General features: G+C 63.4%; 11 protein-coding genes. 3 read left to right on the top strand and 8 right to left on the bottom strand.

Features of this window, described 5'->3' with window-relative positions; translation table 11 throughout:
- Positions 1–70 precede the first annotated feature (70 nt).
- On the top strand, positions 71–4951 hold the full coding sequence (locus GIB19_RS12995; RefSeq protein WP_274886332.1) for an NEL-type E3 ubiquitin ligase domain-containing protein: 4881 nt from the start codon (positions 71–73) through the stop codon (positions 4949–4951).
- Between the two features lie 7 nt (positions 4952–4958).
- Here GIB19_RS12995 and GIB19_RS12990 read toward each other — a convergent pair whose 3' ends face one another.
- The gene (locus GIB19_RS12990) at positions 4959–7430 is read right to left on the bottom strand and encodes a UvrD-helicase domain-containing protein (RefSeq protein WP_099430885.1); all 2472 of its coding nucleotides are present in this window, start codon (positions 7428–7430) and stop codon (positions 4959–4961) included.
- A gap of 221 nt (positions 7431–7651) precedes the next feature.
- On the opposite strand from GIB19_RS12990, the gene GIB19_RS12985 reads away from it, so the two are divergent.
- On the top strand, positions 7652–8350 hold the full coding sequence (locus GIB19_RS12985; protein WP_027596211.1) for a pirin family protein: 699 nt from the start codon (positions 7652–7654) through the stop codon (positions 8348–8350).
- Positions 8351–8568: 218 nt separating this feature from the next.
- Here GIB19_RS12985 and GIB19_RS12980 read toward each other — a convergent pair whose 3' ends face one another.
- From GIB19_RS12980 to GIB19_RS12950, 7 genes are all read right to left on the bottom strand, one after another.
- Positions 8569–9468, bottom strand: a complete 900-nt coding sequence (locus GIB19_RS12980; RefSeq protein WP_274886326.1) for a SphA family protein — start codon at positions 9466–9468, stop codon at positions 8569–8571.
- Positions 9469–9511: 43 nt separating this feature from the next.
- Entirely contained in the window at positions 9512–10573 is a 1062-nt protein-coding gene (locus GIB19_RS12975) for an NADH:ubiquinone reductase (Na(+)-transporting) subunit F (protein ID WP_099428935.1), read from the bottom strand.
- Positions 10574–10584: 11 nt separating this feature from the next.
- Positions 10585–10944: a phenol hydroxylase subunit P4 gene (locus GIB19_RS12970; protein ID WP_274886324.1), complete on the bottom strand. Its 360-nt coding sequence runs from the start codon at positions 10942–10944 to the stop codon at positions 10585–10587.
- 73 nt (positions 10945–11017) lie between these two features.
- Positions 11018–12532, bottom strand: a complete 1515-nt coding sequence (locus tag GIB19_RS12965; RefSeq protein WP_099428933.1) for an aromatic/alkene/methane monooxygenase hydroxylase/oxygenase subunit alpha — start codon at positions 12530–12532, stop codon at positions 11018–11020.
- A 32-nt stretch (positions 12533–12564) separates the two neighbouring features.
- Positions 12565–12834, bottom strand: coding sequence for an MmoB/DmpM family protein (locus GIB19_RS12960; protein ID WP_099428932.1), 270 nt, complete (start codon positions 12832–12834; stop codon positions 12565–12567).
- Positions 12831–13826, bottom strand: coding sequence for an aromatic/alkene monooxygenase hydroxylase subunit beta (locus GIB19_RS12955; protein WP_274886323.1), 996 nt, complete (start codon positions 13824–13826; stop codon positions 12831–12833). The genes GIB19_RS12960 and GIB19_RS12955 overlap by 4 nt, the downstream gene beginning before the upstream one ends.
- A 55-nt stretch (positions 13827–13881) precedes the next feature.
- Positions 13882–14139: a phenol hydroxylase subunit gene (locus GIB19_RS12950; protein WP_265969703.1), complete on the bottom strand. Its 258-nt coding sequence runs from the start codon at positions 14137–14139 to the stop codon at positions 13882–13884.
- Positions 14140–14511: 372 nt separating this feature from the next.
- On the opposite strand from GIB19_RS12950, the gene GIB19_RS12945 reads away from it, so the two are divergent.
- Positions 14512–16215, top strand: a complete 1704-nt coding sequence (locus tag GIB19_RS12945) for a sigma-54-dependent Fis family transcriptional regulator (protein ID WP_274886322.1) — start codon at positions 14512–14514, stop codon at positions 16213–16215.
- Positions 16216–16279: the final 64 nt, after the last annotated feature.

Genomic DNA, 16279 nt, shown 5'->3' with positions numbered 1-16279 from the left:
CAATTATCTACCGCCACTCGGCACCCGGATGAGTGTCGACTACCGCCTCCCTGCTCAAGAGGTCGGTACCATGACAAGCACCCCACCCTTACATCACGCGCAGATCACGCGCACGCTGCCGCTATGGAGCAAAGCCCTGCACCCCGGCCATGCCGAACGCGTCGTGCAGCGGGTACGCAAGGATTACCTGGCGGCCGATGGCACGCCTTACAGCTGGTACGCCAGCGCCGAACCCGAGCAACGCCTGCAACTTCGACTGCTTGTCGAGGCACGCGACACTTGCCTCGCCCAGCTCCGTCAGGCACTGCCCGGCTTCAAAGGCATCATCGAATTCTGCCGACCGCTGCTGACTGATCGCCTAGGCCTGAACATGGCCGTGGACCAGGCCCAGTACGTGTTCCAGCCCTTCGAGCCCATCATCAACCCATGGGTCGGCGTACCCGACCCCCAATACCCGTTGGTGCCGGACCAGCCGGTAGACGTGCTCGCAACCCGCCCCGTCGGCGCGCCGCAACCGCGCAGCTTGCTGGAAGCCGCCCTGCACAACTTCGAAGGCCTCACGGAAGTCGGTGCCTATAGCCGGCTGACCCGCGCCGCAGGCGATGATTCACCCTTGCTGGGCCTGAACATGGCCAGTTTCGTTGAGCAGTGCCGGGCGCTGGACCTGGGCCAACAGTATCAGGGCCACCTGCAGGCTACCCATGAAGGCGCGAACCGGCTGGAGGTCGAGCGCCTGTCGATTCAGGCGAGCCGCGAGTCCTTGCGGGTGCAGGCGCAAGTTGCCTGGCTCAAGGGCTTGCTGAGCGAACGCGGGCGAACCGCACTGATGCAACTGTGCAGCAATGTCAGCGCCCCGGCCTATGGTGAACACAATCTGCAGTGCTGGCGTTTCAGCCTGTTCGATATCCCTCTGCACGAAATCCTGCTTATCGGGCCTGATGCGCCGCACCAGAGCAACCCTTGTATCCTCTACATCCCGGACGACAGTGAGCACCCGGTGCGCGAGTTCGTCTCGGTTCAGGCGGTCGGGCAGCACCTGCGGCACCGACTGCAGCGCAGCGAATTCCGTCGTGCATTGCTGCAGTTCGCCTACAAAGATCGCCAAGTGGAACTATCGGCCAAACTGGAGCACGCGCTGTTCGAGGTGGATGCGAGCGGCAACCGCACGCTGCGTAGCAATCCGCTTTTGCACGTTACCCCTTCGCCTTTGGGCAATGCGCCCTGGCCGACGTTGTACAGAGCACACCTGGCACGCATGAAGGCCGACGCCAAAACCATCGCTGTGCCCACCGCCGAGGTTGACGCCAAAGCGCGCAACGCGCGCCTGCAACACTGGTTTGAAATGGGCATGAACGTACTCAATGTCGCCGCGTTCTTCGTGCCGGGCCTGAACACCGCTATGCTCGGGGTATTTGCCTATGACCTGATGAGTTCGGTGTTCACCGGATTCGAAGCCTGGGAGGAAGGCGACACCGCGCAGGCGCTGCAGCAGGTGCAATCGTTGGCCATCAATGCCGCAGTGATCGCCGGGTTCGCCGCTGGCGCCAAGGTTATCCAGGCATCCGGTTTCGTCGATGCGTTGAAGGCGGTGTGGCAGGAAGACCGTGAACTGCTGTGGCACCCGGACATGGCGCCGTATGCCAGCAATGTGGCGCTTGCTGAAGGTGCAAAGCCCGATGCGCTCGGGCTTCATCAACACCAGGGCAAGACTTACATGGCGCTGGAAGGCAACCTGTACGAAGTGTTCCAGGACCCTGAACAGCACTGGCGCGTGCGTCACCCCGACTCCCCTCAGGCTTATGCGCCGCACGTGCGGCCAATCGGTGACGGCCGCTGGCAGCTGGCCCATGAACATGCTCACGAGTGGGACGACATACAGCTGCTACGCCGTCTCGGCCATCGCAGCCAGGGGCTGGACGATGCGCAATTGCTCACAGCCCTGCGCAGCACCGGCACCGACACGGCCAGCCTGCGCCGTGCCCATGCTGCTGGCTTACGCCCCCCGGCATTGCTGGCCGACACGCTGCTGCGCCTGCAACTGGACAACGAAGTGGGCACCCTCATTGAGCACGTACGGCACGGCCTGCCGCTCGCGGCCCACAAAAACTATGCCCTGCCCGAACTGCTCAACCTGCCGAAGTGGCCGCAGGATCACGTACTCAAAGTCTTCGAAGGCCCAGAGCCGTGGGGCAAGGCAGTGCGCTATGGTCCGCCCGCCGTACCAGGGCAGACAGAGATCGAGATCACCCGCGCCGACCTCGACAGTGGCGCACTGAGCCAGACCGTGTTGGCGCAGATGGATGAGCCCACGGTGCAATTGATGCTAGGTGATACCCCACACGCACAACGTGCCTCGGTACTGAACGACACGCTCGCTGAGCATCTGACCAACCGCCGCAAGGCGATATTTGACAGTTTGCAGCAAGGCCATCGTGAACCGCAGCGCCCCGCAGCGCAGGCCCTTGCCCGCCAGTTCCCAGGGCTGCCGGACAGCGCCCTCGACGAAATTCTCGACCATGCCAACAGCACTGAACGTCAGCGCCTGGCCGCAGGCCGATTGCCCCTGCGCATCGGCGAAGAGGCGCGCCTATTGCAAGCCCGCGCCAGGCTGGACCGGGCCGTCATCGGCCTGTTTCGGCACAGCCTGGCCAATACTGACACTGAACGATTGCAGCAGGCCTTGCAGGCCGAACACCCAGAGGCCACAGCCGCCGAACTGCTCGAGATCGCGCTTGCCGATCGGCAGCACTGTGCCGTCCTGTTGGGCCAGCAACCGATCAAGCCGGGGTTCCGCTCGCCTCTACGCCTGGCAAGTGGCAGGCTCGGTTACCCGCTCAGTGGCCGTGGTCAGACGGGGGCGGCAGCGCGCCGTTTGCGAGCGCTCTACCCAGAGCTCGACAATGCGCAAATCAGCGCGTTGCAAACCGAACTGGAAGAAGTAAGTGACCTGGGCACAGCGATCAACCGCCTGGAAGCCGAGCAGCGTACCCTAGACCGTGATCTGGGTCGCTGGATCGATACCGCGCAGGACCTGGAAGACCGTCGAAGCCGCCAGCAGTGTGCTGAGCGCCTGATGAGCGCCTGCCGCCGCGAAGGCGGCGAACAACGCAACCTGTTATGGCTGGAGCGTATTCACTTGCGCGAGTTGCCAACCATCACTGCCACCATGCCGCATATCCATGAATTACGGCTCGACGGCTTGCAACTGGAGCGCCTGGAAGGCGCTTTCCTGGCCAACTTCCCTCACTTGCACGCATTGGACGTGAACCGCAATCCGAACATGAATGTCGAGGCACTGTTCGAGGCGCTGAGGGCTGCCCCCAGGCTGCGCGATCTGAACCTGACCGGCAATGCTCTAAGGGCCCTCACCCCTGCGGGTCGGCAAGCCATTGGCGCGATGCCGGGCCTGCGCATACTCAATTTGCGCAGTAATTTTCTGGAACTGGATGACGCCAGTTTGCAGTTTCTGACCCGCCTGCGCTTGGGTGCGCTGGGCCTGGGGGACAATCACATCACTTTGGATGAAAGGCTTGCCGCACGCTTCCAGGACATGGTCCACCCAATCGTCTTGCACCTGGATTCCAACCCGCTTCAAGTGGCCCCCGACCTGCGCTTCATGGCCCGCCTCAGCCACCTCAACCTGCACCGCTGCGACTTGCAGCAATGGCCCGAAGGCCTGACCATACTGATGAGCCAGCCACAGTACCGGCTGCGCCACCTTAACCTGTCTTACAATCGCATCCGCAACGTGCCCGACCTGCCTGGGGTACTACGTACACCGTTTGCCCGTGATGTCTCGGCGCGCTTGCCCGAGCGCCACTGGCTGTTCAACTACAACGACCTGGAGGCCGAAACACGTACACGCCTGGGCGACAGTGGCGTCAACGTCTTTGAGCGCGCAGGGGCGATGGCCGAGTGGCAAGCGCTCTGGCGCAACCCGGCGAGCGATGCCGAGGAGAAGCTGTGGCGCGACCTGTTCGAGCCGGGGGAGAACAACGCCCTGCAAGGGGTCTTGGAACGCCTGAGCCAATCCGCTGAAGCACAGCGCGATGCGCAGAGCCTGCGCAACCGTGTTTGGGCCTTGCTGGAAAAAGCGGCTGGGGACAGTGCGCTGCGCCAACGCCTGAACACGGTGGCCCAAGACTTCCCGCCCACCTGCGGGGATGCCGGGGCCGACGCCTTCAGTGCCCTGGAGATCGAAGTGCTGGCTTACGAGGCGGCGGGCGGCGCCGGTACTCGCCCTGGCGAGTTGCTGGCGCTGTATCGCAAGCTGTACCGGCGCGATCAGGTCAATCAAATGGCCGACCGCATCAGTGTCCAAAGGTTGATGCGCAAGCGAGCCCTGCAGAACGGCGTGCTCGACGAAGCCCTACCACCTCACGATGAACTCGATGACCCCGCTGCTTATCCCGATGTCGAACTGATCGGCGGCGCAGTGGACGATATCGAGCTTCGCCTGGCCTTGCGCCAATCCCTGGCTGAGCCGCTGAGCTTCCCAGAGCCCAGCCACGGCATGCGCTACCGCGCTACTGCCAACGTTAACCAGGTCATCATCGACAGGGTCGAGGCCGCCGTGCTCGCCCTCGACGCCGACCCCGATGCCCGGCTGCAATGGCTTCTCGAGCAGCCGGGGTGGGTAAGCTACCTGGAACGCGAGTATGCCGCGCAGTTCACGCTGCTCACCGACTTCTGGCGACAGGGCCACGACTATCTCTTCTACTGCGTGAATGAAACACACGAAGCCGTTACCCGCCTGGACAGATCGGTAATACGTGCGTTGATCGATGTCCTGCCAGCGTCGCCCGTGGACGAGCAAGGCAACCTTCACCGGGTGCCACTCAACGAGGGGCAGTTCAACAACGCCATGGATGCATTGACCGTCGAACAGCAAGCGGTGCAAGCGGGGTTGCTAGCCAGCCTCACCCGCCAGGCGCAAACCCTGGGCGGTTAAACCGCCCTCACTGCCCGCGCAGGTCTTCGAAGAAGGCCTGCCGGCCATCTACCTGGCTCGAGGCACGCGGCGCCGCCGGCGCTTCACTGTTGGCCGCTTCCACGTGCCAGTAGCAGTGCCTGACCGCACGCGTGACCGCAACGTAGGCCAAGCGCTGTACTTCTTCCTTCTGCGCGGTATCGAATGCCTGGGCATCACCGGCCTTACCCAGGCCGGCCAGGCGATAGACCTGGTTCTTGTACGGCGAGCTGGTCAGGTACTGGCAGTCACCAAGCATGAACACCGCATCGGCCTGCAAACCTTTGGCGCTGTGGTAGGTCAACTGCCGCAGCCGGCGTTGCTCGGCCGGCAGCGCTGCCTCAGCGTGCAGCACGGCCTGCAGGTGGTCGTTCATCAGGGCTTTGTCGCTGCCCTTGCGGTACAGCATCATCACCGACTCGCCGCGTTGATAATGCTCGATCAGGGTCTCGCCCAGCGCGGCCTCGTCGCGGTCGAATACCTTGACCGGCGAGCCCGGCAACTCGGCTGCCGGGCCACTGGCGCGGGCCTTCTTGCCAGTAATCGCGGGCGTGCCCTTGACCAGGAATTCCGCCGCATCGATGACCTGCTGTTGGCACCGGTAGTTCTCGACCATCATCACCCGCGTGTTGGCCGGTGACACAAAGGCCTTGGTGAACTCCATGAAGTACTTCGGCGAACTGCCGCGCCAGCCATAGATCGATTGCCAGTCGTCACCCACGCACAACAGCGACGAATGCTGGGCATTACGGCCGGTGTGCATCGACGGCCCACGCCGGCGGATCTCGGCAAGGCAGGCACGCAGCCAACTGACGATTTGCGGCGAAACGTCCTGGAACTCATCGATCATCAAATGCGCCAGGGGCCTGAGCAAGGGGTCGGGCAGCAGTTGCAGGTTTTCCGGGTTGTTCTCGCCAAACAGGGCAAACATGCGGTTGTAGCTCATCACCGGCGGCGACTGGTCCAGCAGGTGCGCCTCCAGGGCCTTCCAGTACAGCGCCAGGGCTTCGAAGAACAGGCCGTCGCTGTCGCCTGCCGGGAAGCTCATCGCCGCCACGGCGCCGTTCACGTCAAGCCCCAGGTTCTCGATGAAGTTGGCGGCACCGACAAAGGCGTCGAGCAGCGGTGCCGGGGCCAGTTCGCCCTTGACCTTGTACTCGAAGCCGGGGCCAGCCACCGCATCACCGGCCAGGGAGGCCGCCAGGCGTCGCGCGGCCGCGTAGTTGTCCAGCCAGATCAGCGGTTTGTCGCAGAAGGCCTGCAGCAGGGTGCGCTTGACCGCCCATTCGGCACGCACCGCCAGCTTGGCGCCGGGGCGCTGGTACTGGGCGCTTTCCGCGGGGTCGAAACCCAACACCACCCAAGGCCCCTGCCCCTCAAGGCGGCCATGCACATGGAAACGGCTGCCACGGATTTCGACCGTGTCGCGGCACGGCTCGATGCCTTTGATCGGCCAGGCGCCTGCGGCGAACCACAGGTCTTCGATGACATCGCACAGCTCTTCGTCGCGCTGGGCGGCCAACTGGGTCACCTGCGCACGCTTTTGCACGTCCGGGTGGTTAGGGTCCACCGGCTTGAGCTGCAACGCTTCGCTGCGCAGCAGGCCAATGAGTTCAACAAAGCGGGGGTTATCGCCCAGCAAGGTGCTGTAGCAGAGGTTCAGTTGTTGGCGCTGCGCATCGTTCAGGCGCAGGTCGAACGGGTTACTCTCGGCTTCGGCCTCGCGGCCCGCCGGCATCTCGTTGCCCAATGTCTCGAACGCGCGCACCTGGCCAAAGCCTGGCAGGCTGCGCACCAGCGGCAAGATGCGCGAATGGAAGGTGCGCACCAGCTCGCGGGCCAGCGCGGGCTGCAGGTCGATCTGCCACAGGGCGAACACCTGCAGCAGGCGTTTGATGAAGTCTTTGCGCGATTCGCGGGTGAAGGTGACCACGGTCATCGCGTCCAGCTCGTAGCCCAGGTAATGGCGCAGCAACAGAATGCGCAACACCAGCGAGGTGGACTTGCCCGCCCCTGCCCCCGCCACCACACAGGTGGACGGCGTGTCGCTGAAAATCAGCTTCCACTGGGCCGCGCTGGGTTGCGCCTCGGCGGGCAGGCGCTGGGCCACATCGGCCTTGAAGCGCTTCTTCAATTCGGCGGTCAACGGCAGGCGCCAATCGTCGAAGAGGTTGTCGTCCTGGCCGGGTACGGCGGCGGTGTCAGGGCGGGTATCGCGGATGACCAGCACCTGGCGCCCCGCCTCGTACCCTTCCACACGCCCGCGCTCGAAGCCTTCGCGCACCCCGTCGGCATGGCCACTGCGCTGGCCTGTGGCGTGGCCGAGGAACCAGGAGTCGCGATGCTGGGCTTGCAAGCGGGTCAGGCCCCGCCCCAAAAGGCGGGCGGCCAGGCGGCGAAACCACGGTAACTGGGCAGGTGGGGTCAGGTCGGCAGGCGCCTGGGGATGCTCGTGGGCCACGGTCACTCCGATGGAATACAAAATCAGCGTGCCATGTTCGCCGCATCCACCAAAAATCACCAGCGAATGCTTGCAGATCAGTGGATTAGGCGATGAAACGGATAAAAAGCCGCAGCCTTAATGATCTATCAATTCGATCATTATTAGCCGATATTTACGCTTATTTTCGATCTTTCTTTGTCGCATCATGGCGTCATTCCACTGATTCAAGGAGCACGACCATGCTGCAACTGCGACCGTTCGAAAGCCTCGGCCACGCCAACCACGGCTGGCTCGATGCCCACCACCATTTCTCGTTTGCCGAGTACTACGACCCTGCTCGCATGCACTGGGGCAACCTGCGGGTCTGGAACGATGACCTGATCGCCGCCGGCAGCGGTTTCCCGCCGCATCCGCACCGTGACATGGAGATCATCACCTACGTCCGTGAAGGCGCGATCACCCACCAGGACAGTCTGGGCAACAAAGGCCGTACCGAAGCGGGTGACGTGCAGGTGATGAGTGCAGGCTCCGGCATCGTGCACAGCGAGTACAACCTGGAGGACGTCGACACGCGGATCTTCCAGATTTGGGTAGTGCCTGAGCGAGTGGGCGATGCGCCGACCTGGGGTACCCGCCCTTTCCCCACCGGTGAGCGTGGCGAAGGCTTCGTGACCCTGGCCAGCGGGCGTGAAGGTGACGAAGACAGTTTGCAGATTCGCACCGATGCCCGGCTGGTGGCCGCGACCCTGCGTGCAGGGGAAAGCGCCGAGTACCGCTTCGATGCCGGGCGCCGTGGCTACCTGGTGCCGGCCAAGGGATTGGTAGAAGTCAATGGCCTGCAGGCGAAAGCACGCGATGGGGTGGCGATCGAGCAAGAGGACGTGTTGCGGGTGACGGCCATCGAGGACAGCGAGATCGTGCTGGTGGATGTTGCCTGAATCGATTGCCTGCTCCCATAGAGCAAAACTTAACGCATTGAGCTAGCAGCGACTCTGTTGGAGCAACTGTCTTGCTCATTGATTTAGCGGCGACTCTGTGGGCTTGCCCCGCGAACACCGGCGAAGCCGGTGCCATGCACCGCGTAGCTTCATTCGCGGGACAAGCCCGCTCCCACAATGTGAACTGCCCCCAAGAGGCTGGGCAGTTTCCCTGAAAGTCAAAACGGCAACGTCAGCTTCACCCAATACGCGTCCCCTTGGGCGCGGTTACGCACTTCGGTCTCCTTCGACCATTTCGCCGTCACAAACCACCCTCCCTCGCCGCTGTATTTGATCGACGGCCCGATGGCAAAGCTGCGCCCTTTGTTATCTTCAATACGTTCGCCGTCCTGGCGGTCGTCAGTCGTCTGGCGGTAGTAATAACCACCTACCCCCAACACCCACCCGTTGCCCAGCCCCCACCCCACCGCATAGTCGACATGAAACTCCTGCCCAGACCGGTAATCGGTATCCGGGTTGCTGCGGTTGAAGTCGTACATCACCTTGGCATCCAGGTTGAGCCCTGCAGGGTCGACGTAGCTCATCGCGTACACCGGCTCGAACACCCAGTAGTTGCGCCCAGGGTTGGCCAGATCGTTTTTGTCGTAACGGCCCGTGGGCGCAATCATGTCGAAGGCCAGGATGCTGTGGAACTTGTCGCTGTGGTGAAAACCCAGCGCCGGGCCAAAAATCACATCCCCCAGGCCACGGTTGTGCTGCGACTGGCCATTGACCGAAACCTTCAGGTCCACCAGCGGCACTATCGCGTGCAGCGCAAGGCTGCCGCCCAATACCGTGTAATCACTCACCCAGATCAGGCGTGGCACGATCGCATTGGCGCGCACGCGAAAGTCTACCGGCAGCTTGCTGCCGTCGTTACCACGCAGGTTGTCGGCCTCATAGTGGTTGACGAACAACTGGCCATAGACACCCGGCGGCGGCATGGCGCCGGACATGTAGTTCTCGGCACCGAGCGGGTACGACGTGCCGCCCCCTTCGGTAGCCTGTGAAGGGTTGGCTGCGCCGAACAGCGTGGCGCAGGCGGCAAGGCGTAGCAGGTTGGCAAGCTTCGGGTTCATCGGGTCAACCTTTGTTGTTGTTATCGGTCGTGCAATAAGCCGGTCAGATGCGCTTGAACAGCGCCGAACGCTGGCCTTCACCTGCGGCATCAGCAGCGCTGTAGAAGCGCTCCATGAAGATGTCGCGCTCGAACAGGCGGCCCTGCATCAGGCAACTGATGGCGGCGTCGATCATCGGTGGCGGGCCGCACAGGTAGGCCTTGTGGCCGTTGAAGCGGCCGTCGAAATGCTGCTTGGCAGCGTCGTGCACATAGCCGTGTACCCCCTGCCACTGCTCATCCTCGGCCGCCTGGCTAAGGGCTGGCACATAGCTGAAGTTGGCATGGCGGGCCGCCAGCGCTTCGAACAGCTCGCGGTTGTACAGCTCGGCGCGGGTACGTGCGCCCTGGAACAAGGTGATGTGCCGCGTGTCGCCCCGCGCCAGCAAGTCGAGGATCATCGACTGCGGGCTCGACAACCCTGAGCCACCGGCGATGAAGATCAGGTCGCCCGGTTGAGCGCTGCGCACGAAAAACTGCCCGTAAGGGCCGGACAGGCCCAACGCATCACCCACCTTGAGTTGCCGGTGAATGTGCCCGGTCGCCACGCCGCCTTCCACCAGTCGCACGTGCAGCTCCACCTCATCGGGCCGGTCAGGCGGGTTGGCCAGGGAGAACGCGCGCGTGCCTTCGATGCCAGGCAACTGCAGGTTGACGTATTGCCCGGCCTGAAACGCCATCGGCCGGTCGAGCTTGAGGTGCACGCCGCGAATGGTCGGCGACAGCTCAACCAGTTGGGTGACCACGGCGCGGTAGTCCTGCACCGGCAAGCCGGCAAAGTCAGGGTCGACGTCGATGTCGGCCTCGATCACCAGGTCGCTTTGTGGAATGGCACAGCAGGCCAGCACCTTGCCCTCGTCGCGTTCCATGTCCATCAGGGCAAAGGAGGACGCCGCCCCCAGGTCGACCTCACCTTCCAGCACCTGGCACTTGCAGGTCGCGCAGGTGCCGTGGCCGCAGGCAAACGGCAGCCACACGCCCTGGCGCAAGGCAGCCTCGAGAATGGTTTGGCCTTCCTCCACCTCGATCTGTTCACCGGTGGGTTCGATGGTGACTTGATAGCTCATGGCAGCGCTCCTCAGTTATGGCTGCCGCCCAGGCCTTCAAGGCCGGGGGTATGCAGGTGCAGCAGGCTCTTGTGGACGACACCGTTGGCAGCCAGCCCACGGGACAGGTCAGGCGTGAATGACTGTTCGTCCAGGCGCCAGCGTACGGCGGTGAAATCCACCTGCGCAGCATCGGGGTGCAGGGCAATGGCCGGCTTGACCACGTGCTCGATGAAGGCCGCGAACGGCTGCGCCGGGTCCACGGGCAGGGTGAACGGCGCGCAGAACAGCAGGTGGTTTTCCCAGCACAGGTACACCAGCTGGGCGCCGTGGAAGTTGGCCTGAAGGTCCAAGGGTTGGGCGGTGTAGGCGCCGATGGCGGTCACGGGCATGGCAAGGTTCCTCTTGTTCTTGTTTGGGCCCGGGCGCAGCAAGGCGCCCAGGCAGTTACGGTGTTTTGGCGGCTCAGCCGGCCTTGCGCCCGGCACGTTGCAAGGCCTCCCAGCGCTGCTGCTCGGGCGAGCCCTGGTACTCGAAGTTGTCCTGGCCGGGGGCGATGTTGTAGTAGTCGCGCACCACCGCCTCGACATCCTCACCACCACAATTGCCCTGCAGGATCTGGTGCACCGGCAGCCAGGCCTGCACGTATTTGTCGGGCTCGTAGGCGAAGATGTCGCAGCAACCATCGGAGCAGAAGTGGTAACGCTCGCCTTCATGCACCAGGCTGCGGTGGCTCAGTTGCGTGGGCGCGTCCGGCTCGGTGAAGGCCAGCGGGATCTGGCAGATCTGGCAGAGCATCGGCAGGGTCGGGTTGTAGAAGCGCTCGCCGCGCGCCTGCAAGTCACGCCAATGCTCGTAACGCGGCCGGTAGTAGCGGTCGAACGTGTCCGGGTACTTGGCCGAGAGCCAGTCCAGCTCCTCGTCGGTGGGGATCCAGGTATGGAAGTTGGTGGCCTGGCTGTACTGGTAGAAGATCGACCAGGCCTGGTGGCTGATGTGTTCTTTACCGATGGTGGTCTGCTCGACGTATTTCGGCGGGCGGATGCCATAGCGTTCCAGGTCCTTGAACAACGCGCCGCCAGCCTGTTCGAAGTACACCTCCCAGGCCTCGGCCCACGACATCACTTTGTTCGGCAGCATGTAGTCCATCATCATCCCGACCAGGGTCAGCAGCCGGTAGCCACGCCAGAACCATTTGTCGATCCAGCGCTGGACGATCGGCACGTTGTCCTCGTGCTGCTCGAGCAAAAACTTGATCACCTCAAGGCCCAGGGTCATGTGCCGGGCTTCGTCCGACTGCGCCGAGAAGCCGAAGGTGACGGTGGCCATGTCGCCGTTGAACGCGGCGCCGGACATGAACGGCACGAACAGTAGGTTGGTCAGCACGTACTCGAAGGAGAACGAGATGGCCGTGAGGAACTCGAACGGGCCAGCCGTGCGGGCGTCCTCGAAAAACGACTTGGGCACCGAGAGGAACCACACCCGGTCGTGCATGTGGGCAAAGTCATGCAGGCCGTTGAAGTGCTTGTTGTAGTGGCTCATCGCATGCACTTGGGTCTGCACGTGGCGCAGTTCGTCTATCGCCTGCATCTGGCAGGCCACCCGCGCACCGGCACCGCCAAAATGCCGGCCGACGCGGGCGAAGCCTTGGTAGGCCTGGTATTCCAGGGGCGTGACACCACTCAAAAACAGCTTCAACGCGTTGACGTAACGGGCATCGGAGATGTTCTGGTGGCCATTGTTCTGGGCGAAGGCGTCGAAGATCGCGTACAGCTTTTTCTCTTTTTCGGCCTGGTATTTCCAGTAGGCGTCCATGGTCAGGCGGAAGGGGTCTTCCCACTTGTCCCAGTCGGTGATCTTGATGCCCTCGAAGCGTTCGTAGGGGTAGATCGCGTCTTTGCTCTGGTAGCTCGGTTCCCAGCCCAGGTCACGGGTCAGGCAACGGTATTTGTCTTTCTGGTTGAGGCGCTTGGCGGCCATGGTGGCTCTCCGAATGCTGGTCGTTGGGCGGGTCAGTTCCAGTGCAGGGCGAAGCAGTCTTCGTCTTCCTCGACGTTGCCGCCGAGGGTGATGACGTCGATCAGCATTTCCTGCACGTCCCATTCACGCCCGGTCTTTTCCTCCACCGTGGCGCGGTGAATCTCCAGGCGCCCTTCGGCCTGCACGCGGATCATCGCGGGCTGGTGCTGGACGACTGCGTGCGGGTTGTCCTGGGTGATGGCCTCGACGATGTAGCGGGCGCTGTCGTTGTCCTGGAACGCGATGTAGACGAGGGAAGTCATGCGGCGTCTCCACTGAGGCCGAGTTTTTTCAGGCGTGCGCCAAAGGCGCTGTCGATGGCATCGAGGGCTTCGCGCCCAGGGCCGACCTCGGCCAGCGGCAGCAGCGCCTCCCGTGCGCGCACGCGCCACTGGGCCACCCAGCCGTCGACCCGTTGGCGGTTGTGTGCGCTCTCCCCGACCACGGTCTTGACCAGAGCGTCGACCCACCGCTGGCTCTCGGCGAACCACAAGCGCATGAACTCGGTGAGCATGCCGACCTGCCCTGCCCCGTCGGCCACCAGTTGGGCATCGAAGTGCTCGAACAGCAGCGGGTACAACAGCCCATCACTGACCAGGTTTTGCGCCAGGGTCAGCTCGAACCAGTCCTGCACCACCAGGCTGTCTTCGACATAGCGGCGCAGCCCTTGCCAAGCCGGTTCGTCCAGCCAGCGCTGCTTGGCTTCGGCCAGCAATGCCAGGCCGTCCTCTTCGAGCAGCAGGCCGATGCGCGACAGGTACTGGGCAATGGCCAGGCGGTCCATGGCCTGGAACATGTGCATCTGGGTGACGCTGGTACCGAAGGCGTCCGCGGCAATGCCGCTGTTGTTCATGTTGGCGCCCAGTTCGGCATGGCGCAGCGGCAGCAGTACGCGGGCGATCAGGGCACGGGTTGCGACGGGCAGGCTACCCAGCAGTTCGCGCTTTTCGCAGAAGGCGAAGCTGTGCTCTGCGTTTTCCTGCATCCGTGCCCGGGCCTGCACGTAGGTGCCGTAGTAGTACTGGCGCGGGTCGCTGACGGTGTACCAGTCGGCCATGCACACGGCGGTGCGGCTGGGGTCGTTGAGCAGCTTGTCGGGCTGCCACAGCGGGCGGTAGTGGAAGTTGCTGGCGGCTTCGATGTCGAAGCTGGCTTCCTGGTAGCGACTGGCAGGTTTATCGCCGAACCGCCGGCGGGTGTGGCTGAAGGTCTGGCGGATCGGCTCGACCGTGGCCGTCTTGATCTCGATACTCATGCAAGGCGTCCTGTACTTGTTGTTGTGGGGAAGCAATGCGCCGGCAAACGGCGCGTCAGTCGTTGTCGTCGTGGCGCTCGCCGTAACGCCACTTCTGCATGTCGGCATCGACGGCAGCGGCCATTGCGGCGTCCATGTGAAGCACCCGGTTGCTTTCGCAGAAGCGCGCGAAAGCAGCGCGTGGCAAAACCAGTTCGACGAACAGGTCCGGGTAGGCGATGGCAAAGTCGAACTCGACAAAGGCGGCGTCCGGCGCGCTGCGTACCCGGACGTAGCGCGGCATCTGCTCGAAGGGCGTGGTGGTTGGGGTCATCGGTTGTGCTCCGGTAAGGCTTGCAAGGGCTAGAGCAACCGCTGTGCCAGGCCTGCTTCCAGAGCAGAAAAACAATTCAATTAATTGATTTAAAAAGACTTTTAAACCAATCAAAGATAAGCCGAGGCGCGATCAAGCGGCCGCCGCAACCCGCCCGATTGATCATTTGCTCAATCGCGCAACGGCACTTCGAGCAAATGACCAACGCGTCCTGCGATTGACTTTTGCGCAGGTTTCAGGCGGTTTAGAAAGAAGAGATGACCCGAGCCTTGCCTGAGCCGCCGAGGTCGTCCCGGCGCGACCAACCACCCGCCCATGCCTGAGCGGAACGCGCCGATTCCCCATACAACTACAAGCAAGGGGCGCACGCGAATGATTACCCAGTACAGGGCGCCGGAACCTGCGCCGGCGCTGAAGGACCTCACCGAACGGGTGCGTTTCCTCGGCACCGAAGGCAAGATCTGGCTCGACGAACAACGCATGCTGCTGGTGCAGGCGGCGATGATGGCCGGCATGCGCCGCGAGCTGATCGAAATGCTCGGCGTCGAACGCGCCAAGGGGTTTTTCCTGCGCCTGGGCTACCAGTCCGGCCTCAAGGATGCCGAGCTCGCCCGCAAACTGCGCCCCAACGGCAACCCAGTGGAGATGTTTTTCATCGGCCCCCAGTTGCACTCGCTCAAAGGCATGGTCAAAGTCCGCCCGCTGCAGCTGGAGATCGACCTCGACAACGGCCATTTCTACGCCGACATCGAATGGCAAGACTCTTTCGAGGTGGAAAACTGCCAGCAAGAAAACCTGCAGTCCGAGCAGCCAATCTGCTGGATGCTGCTGGGCTACGCGATCAGTTACAGCTCGTTCTTCCTCGGCCGCCAGGTGCTGTACAAAGAGGTCAGCTGCCGCGGTTGTGGCGGCAGCGAATGCCGCATCATCGGCAAGCCGGTGGAGCAATGGGAAGACGCCGAAACGTTCATGCGCTACTTCCAGAGCGACCCGGTGATCGACGAGTTGCAGTCCTTGCAAGTGCAGGTGGCCAACCTGCGCCAGCGCCTGCAGTACGAATCGGGGCAGTTCTACGGCATCGGCCAGTCGGCGGTGTACCGGCGCTGCTGCGCGCTCACCGACAAAGTCGCCTCGGGCAAGGCCTCGGTGTTGCTGCTGGGCGAAACCGGCGTCGGCAAAGAAGTCATCGCCCGCAGCCTGCACCTGCGCAGCGAGCGCGCCGGTGCGGCGTTCGTCGCCCTGAACTGCGCGACCATACCGCCCGACCTGATCGAGGCCGAACTGTTCGGTGTCGAGAAAGGCGCCTACACCGGCGCCCAGCAGGCCCGCATGGGCCGTTTCGAGCGGGCCAACGGCGGCACCCTGTTCCTCGACGAAATCGTCGAGCTTACACCACGCGCCCAGGCCAGCCTGCTGCGGGTGTTGCAGGAAGGCGAACTGGAGCGGGTGGGCGACAGCCGCACACGCCAGGTGGATGTGCGGGTGATCGCCGCCACCCATGAAGACCTGGAGCAGGCGGTCAAGGACGGGCGTTTTCGCGCCGACCTGTTCTACCGGCTGAACGTGTTCCCGGTACGCATCCCCGCACTGCGCGAGCGCCGCGAGGACATCCCGCTGCTGATCGAGCACTTCCTCGGGCGCCTGCATGAAAGCTACGGCAAGAAAACCCGCGGCCTCAGCGACCGGGCCATGGAGGTGTGCCTGCATTACGACTGGCCGGGCAACATCCGCGAGCTGGAAAACCTCATGGAGCGCGGCGTGATCATCACCGACGAAAACCAGAGTATCGGCCTGGATGCGTTGTTCCCGCATGCACCGCCCGCCATCGACAGCATCGGCCTTGGCAGCGATGGCCGGCTGGTGGCCGACAGCGACCTGCAAACGCCTGGCTGGGTGGCGCAGATCTTCGACAGCGGCGCCGGCCTGGATGCCGTCGAGGAGGCGCTGATGCAAGAGGCCATGGCACGCTGCCGGCAAAACGTTTCGGAAGCGGCGCGGCTGCTCGGCATGACCCGCCCTGCCCTGGCTTATCGGCTGAAAAAGGCACCCGGCGAGAGCGTAGCGGGTAAGCCTTGAGCATTTGGGGCTGCTTTGCAGCCCATCGCGACGCAAGGCCGCTCCCACAGGGGGATGCGTTCTG

Origin of the sequence: Pseudomonas sp. ITEM 17296, assembly GCF_028895205.1 — a bacterium.
GTDB classification, from domain to species: Bacteria; Pseudomonadota; Gammaproteobacteria; order Pseudomonadales; family Pseudomonadaceae; genus Aquipseudomonas; species Aquipseudomonas kermanshahensis.
Note: the sequence above shows the minus strand (reverse complement) of the source record. Positions and strands in the feature narration are given on the sequence as shown.

Excerpts from the sequence above, each read along its gene's own strand:
- GIB19_RS12995 (WP_274886332.1), top strand. The coding sequence starts at position 71 with ATGACAAGCACCCCACCCTTACATCACGCGCAGATCACGCGCACGCTG.
- GIB19_RS12985 (WP_027596211.1), top strand. The coding sequence starts at position 7,652 with ATGCTGCAACTGCGACCGTTCGAAAGCCTCGGCCACGCCAACCACGGC.
- GIB19_RS12980 (WP_274886326.1), bottom strand. The coding sequence starts at position 9,468 with ATGAACCCGAAGCTTGCCAACCTGCTACGCCTTGCCGCCTGCGCCACG.
- GIB19_RS12975 (WP_099428935.1), bottom strand. The coding sequence starts at position 10,573 with ATGAGCTATCAAGTCACCATCGAACCCACCGGTGAACAGATCGAGGTG.
- GIB19_RS12970 (WP_274886324.1), bottom strand. The coding sequence starts at position 10,944 with ATGCCCGTGACCGCCATCGGCGCCTACACCGCCCAACCCTTGGACCTT.
- GIB19_RS12965 (WP_099428933.1), bottom strand. The coding sequence starts at position 12,532 with ATGGCCGCCAAGCGCCTCAACCAGAAAGACAAATACCGTTGCCTGACC.
- GIB19_RS12960 (WP_099428932.1), bottom strand. The coding sequence starts at position 12,834 with ATGACTTCCCTCGTCTACATCGCGTTCCAGGACAACGACAGCGCCCGC.
- GIB19_RS12955 (WP_274886323.1), bottom strand. The coding sequence starts at position 13,826 with ATGAGTATCGAGATCAAGACGGCCACGGTCGAGCCGATCCGCCAGACC.
- GIB19_RS12950 (WP_265969703.1), bottom strand. The coding sequence starts at position 14,139 with ATGACCCCAACCACCACGCCCTTCGAGCAGATGCCGCGCTACGTCCGG.
- GIB19_RS12945 (WP_274886322.1), top strand. The coding sequence starts at position 14,512 with ATGATTACCCAGTACAGGGCGCCGGAACCTGCGCCGGCGCTGAAGGAC.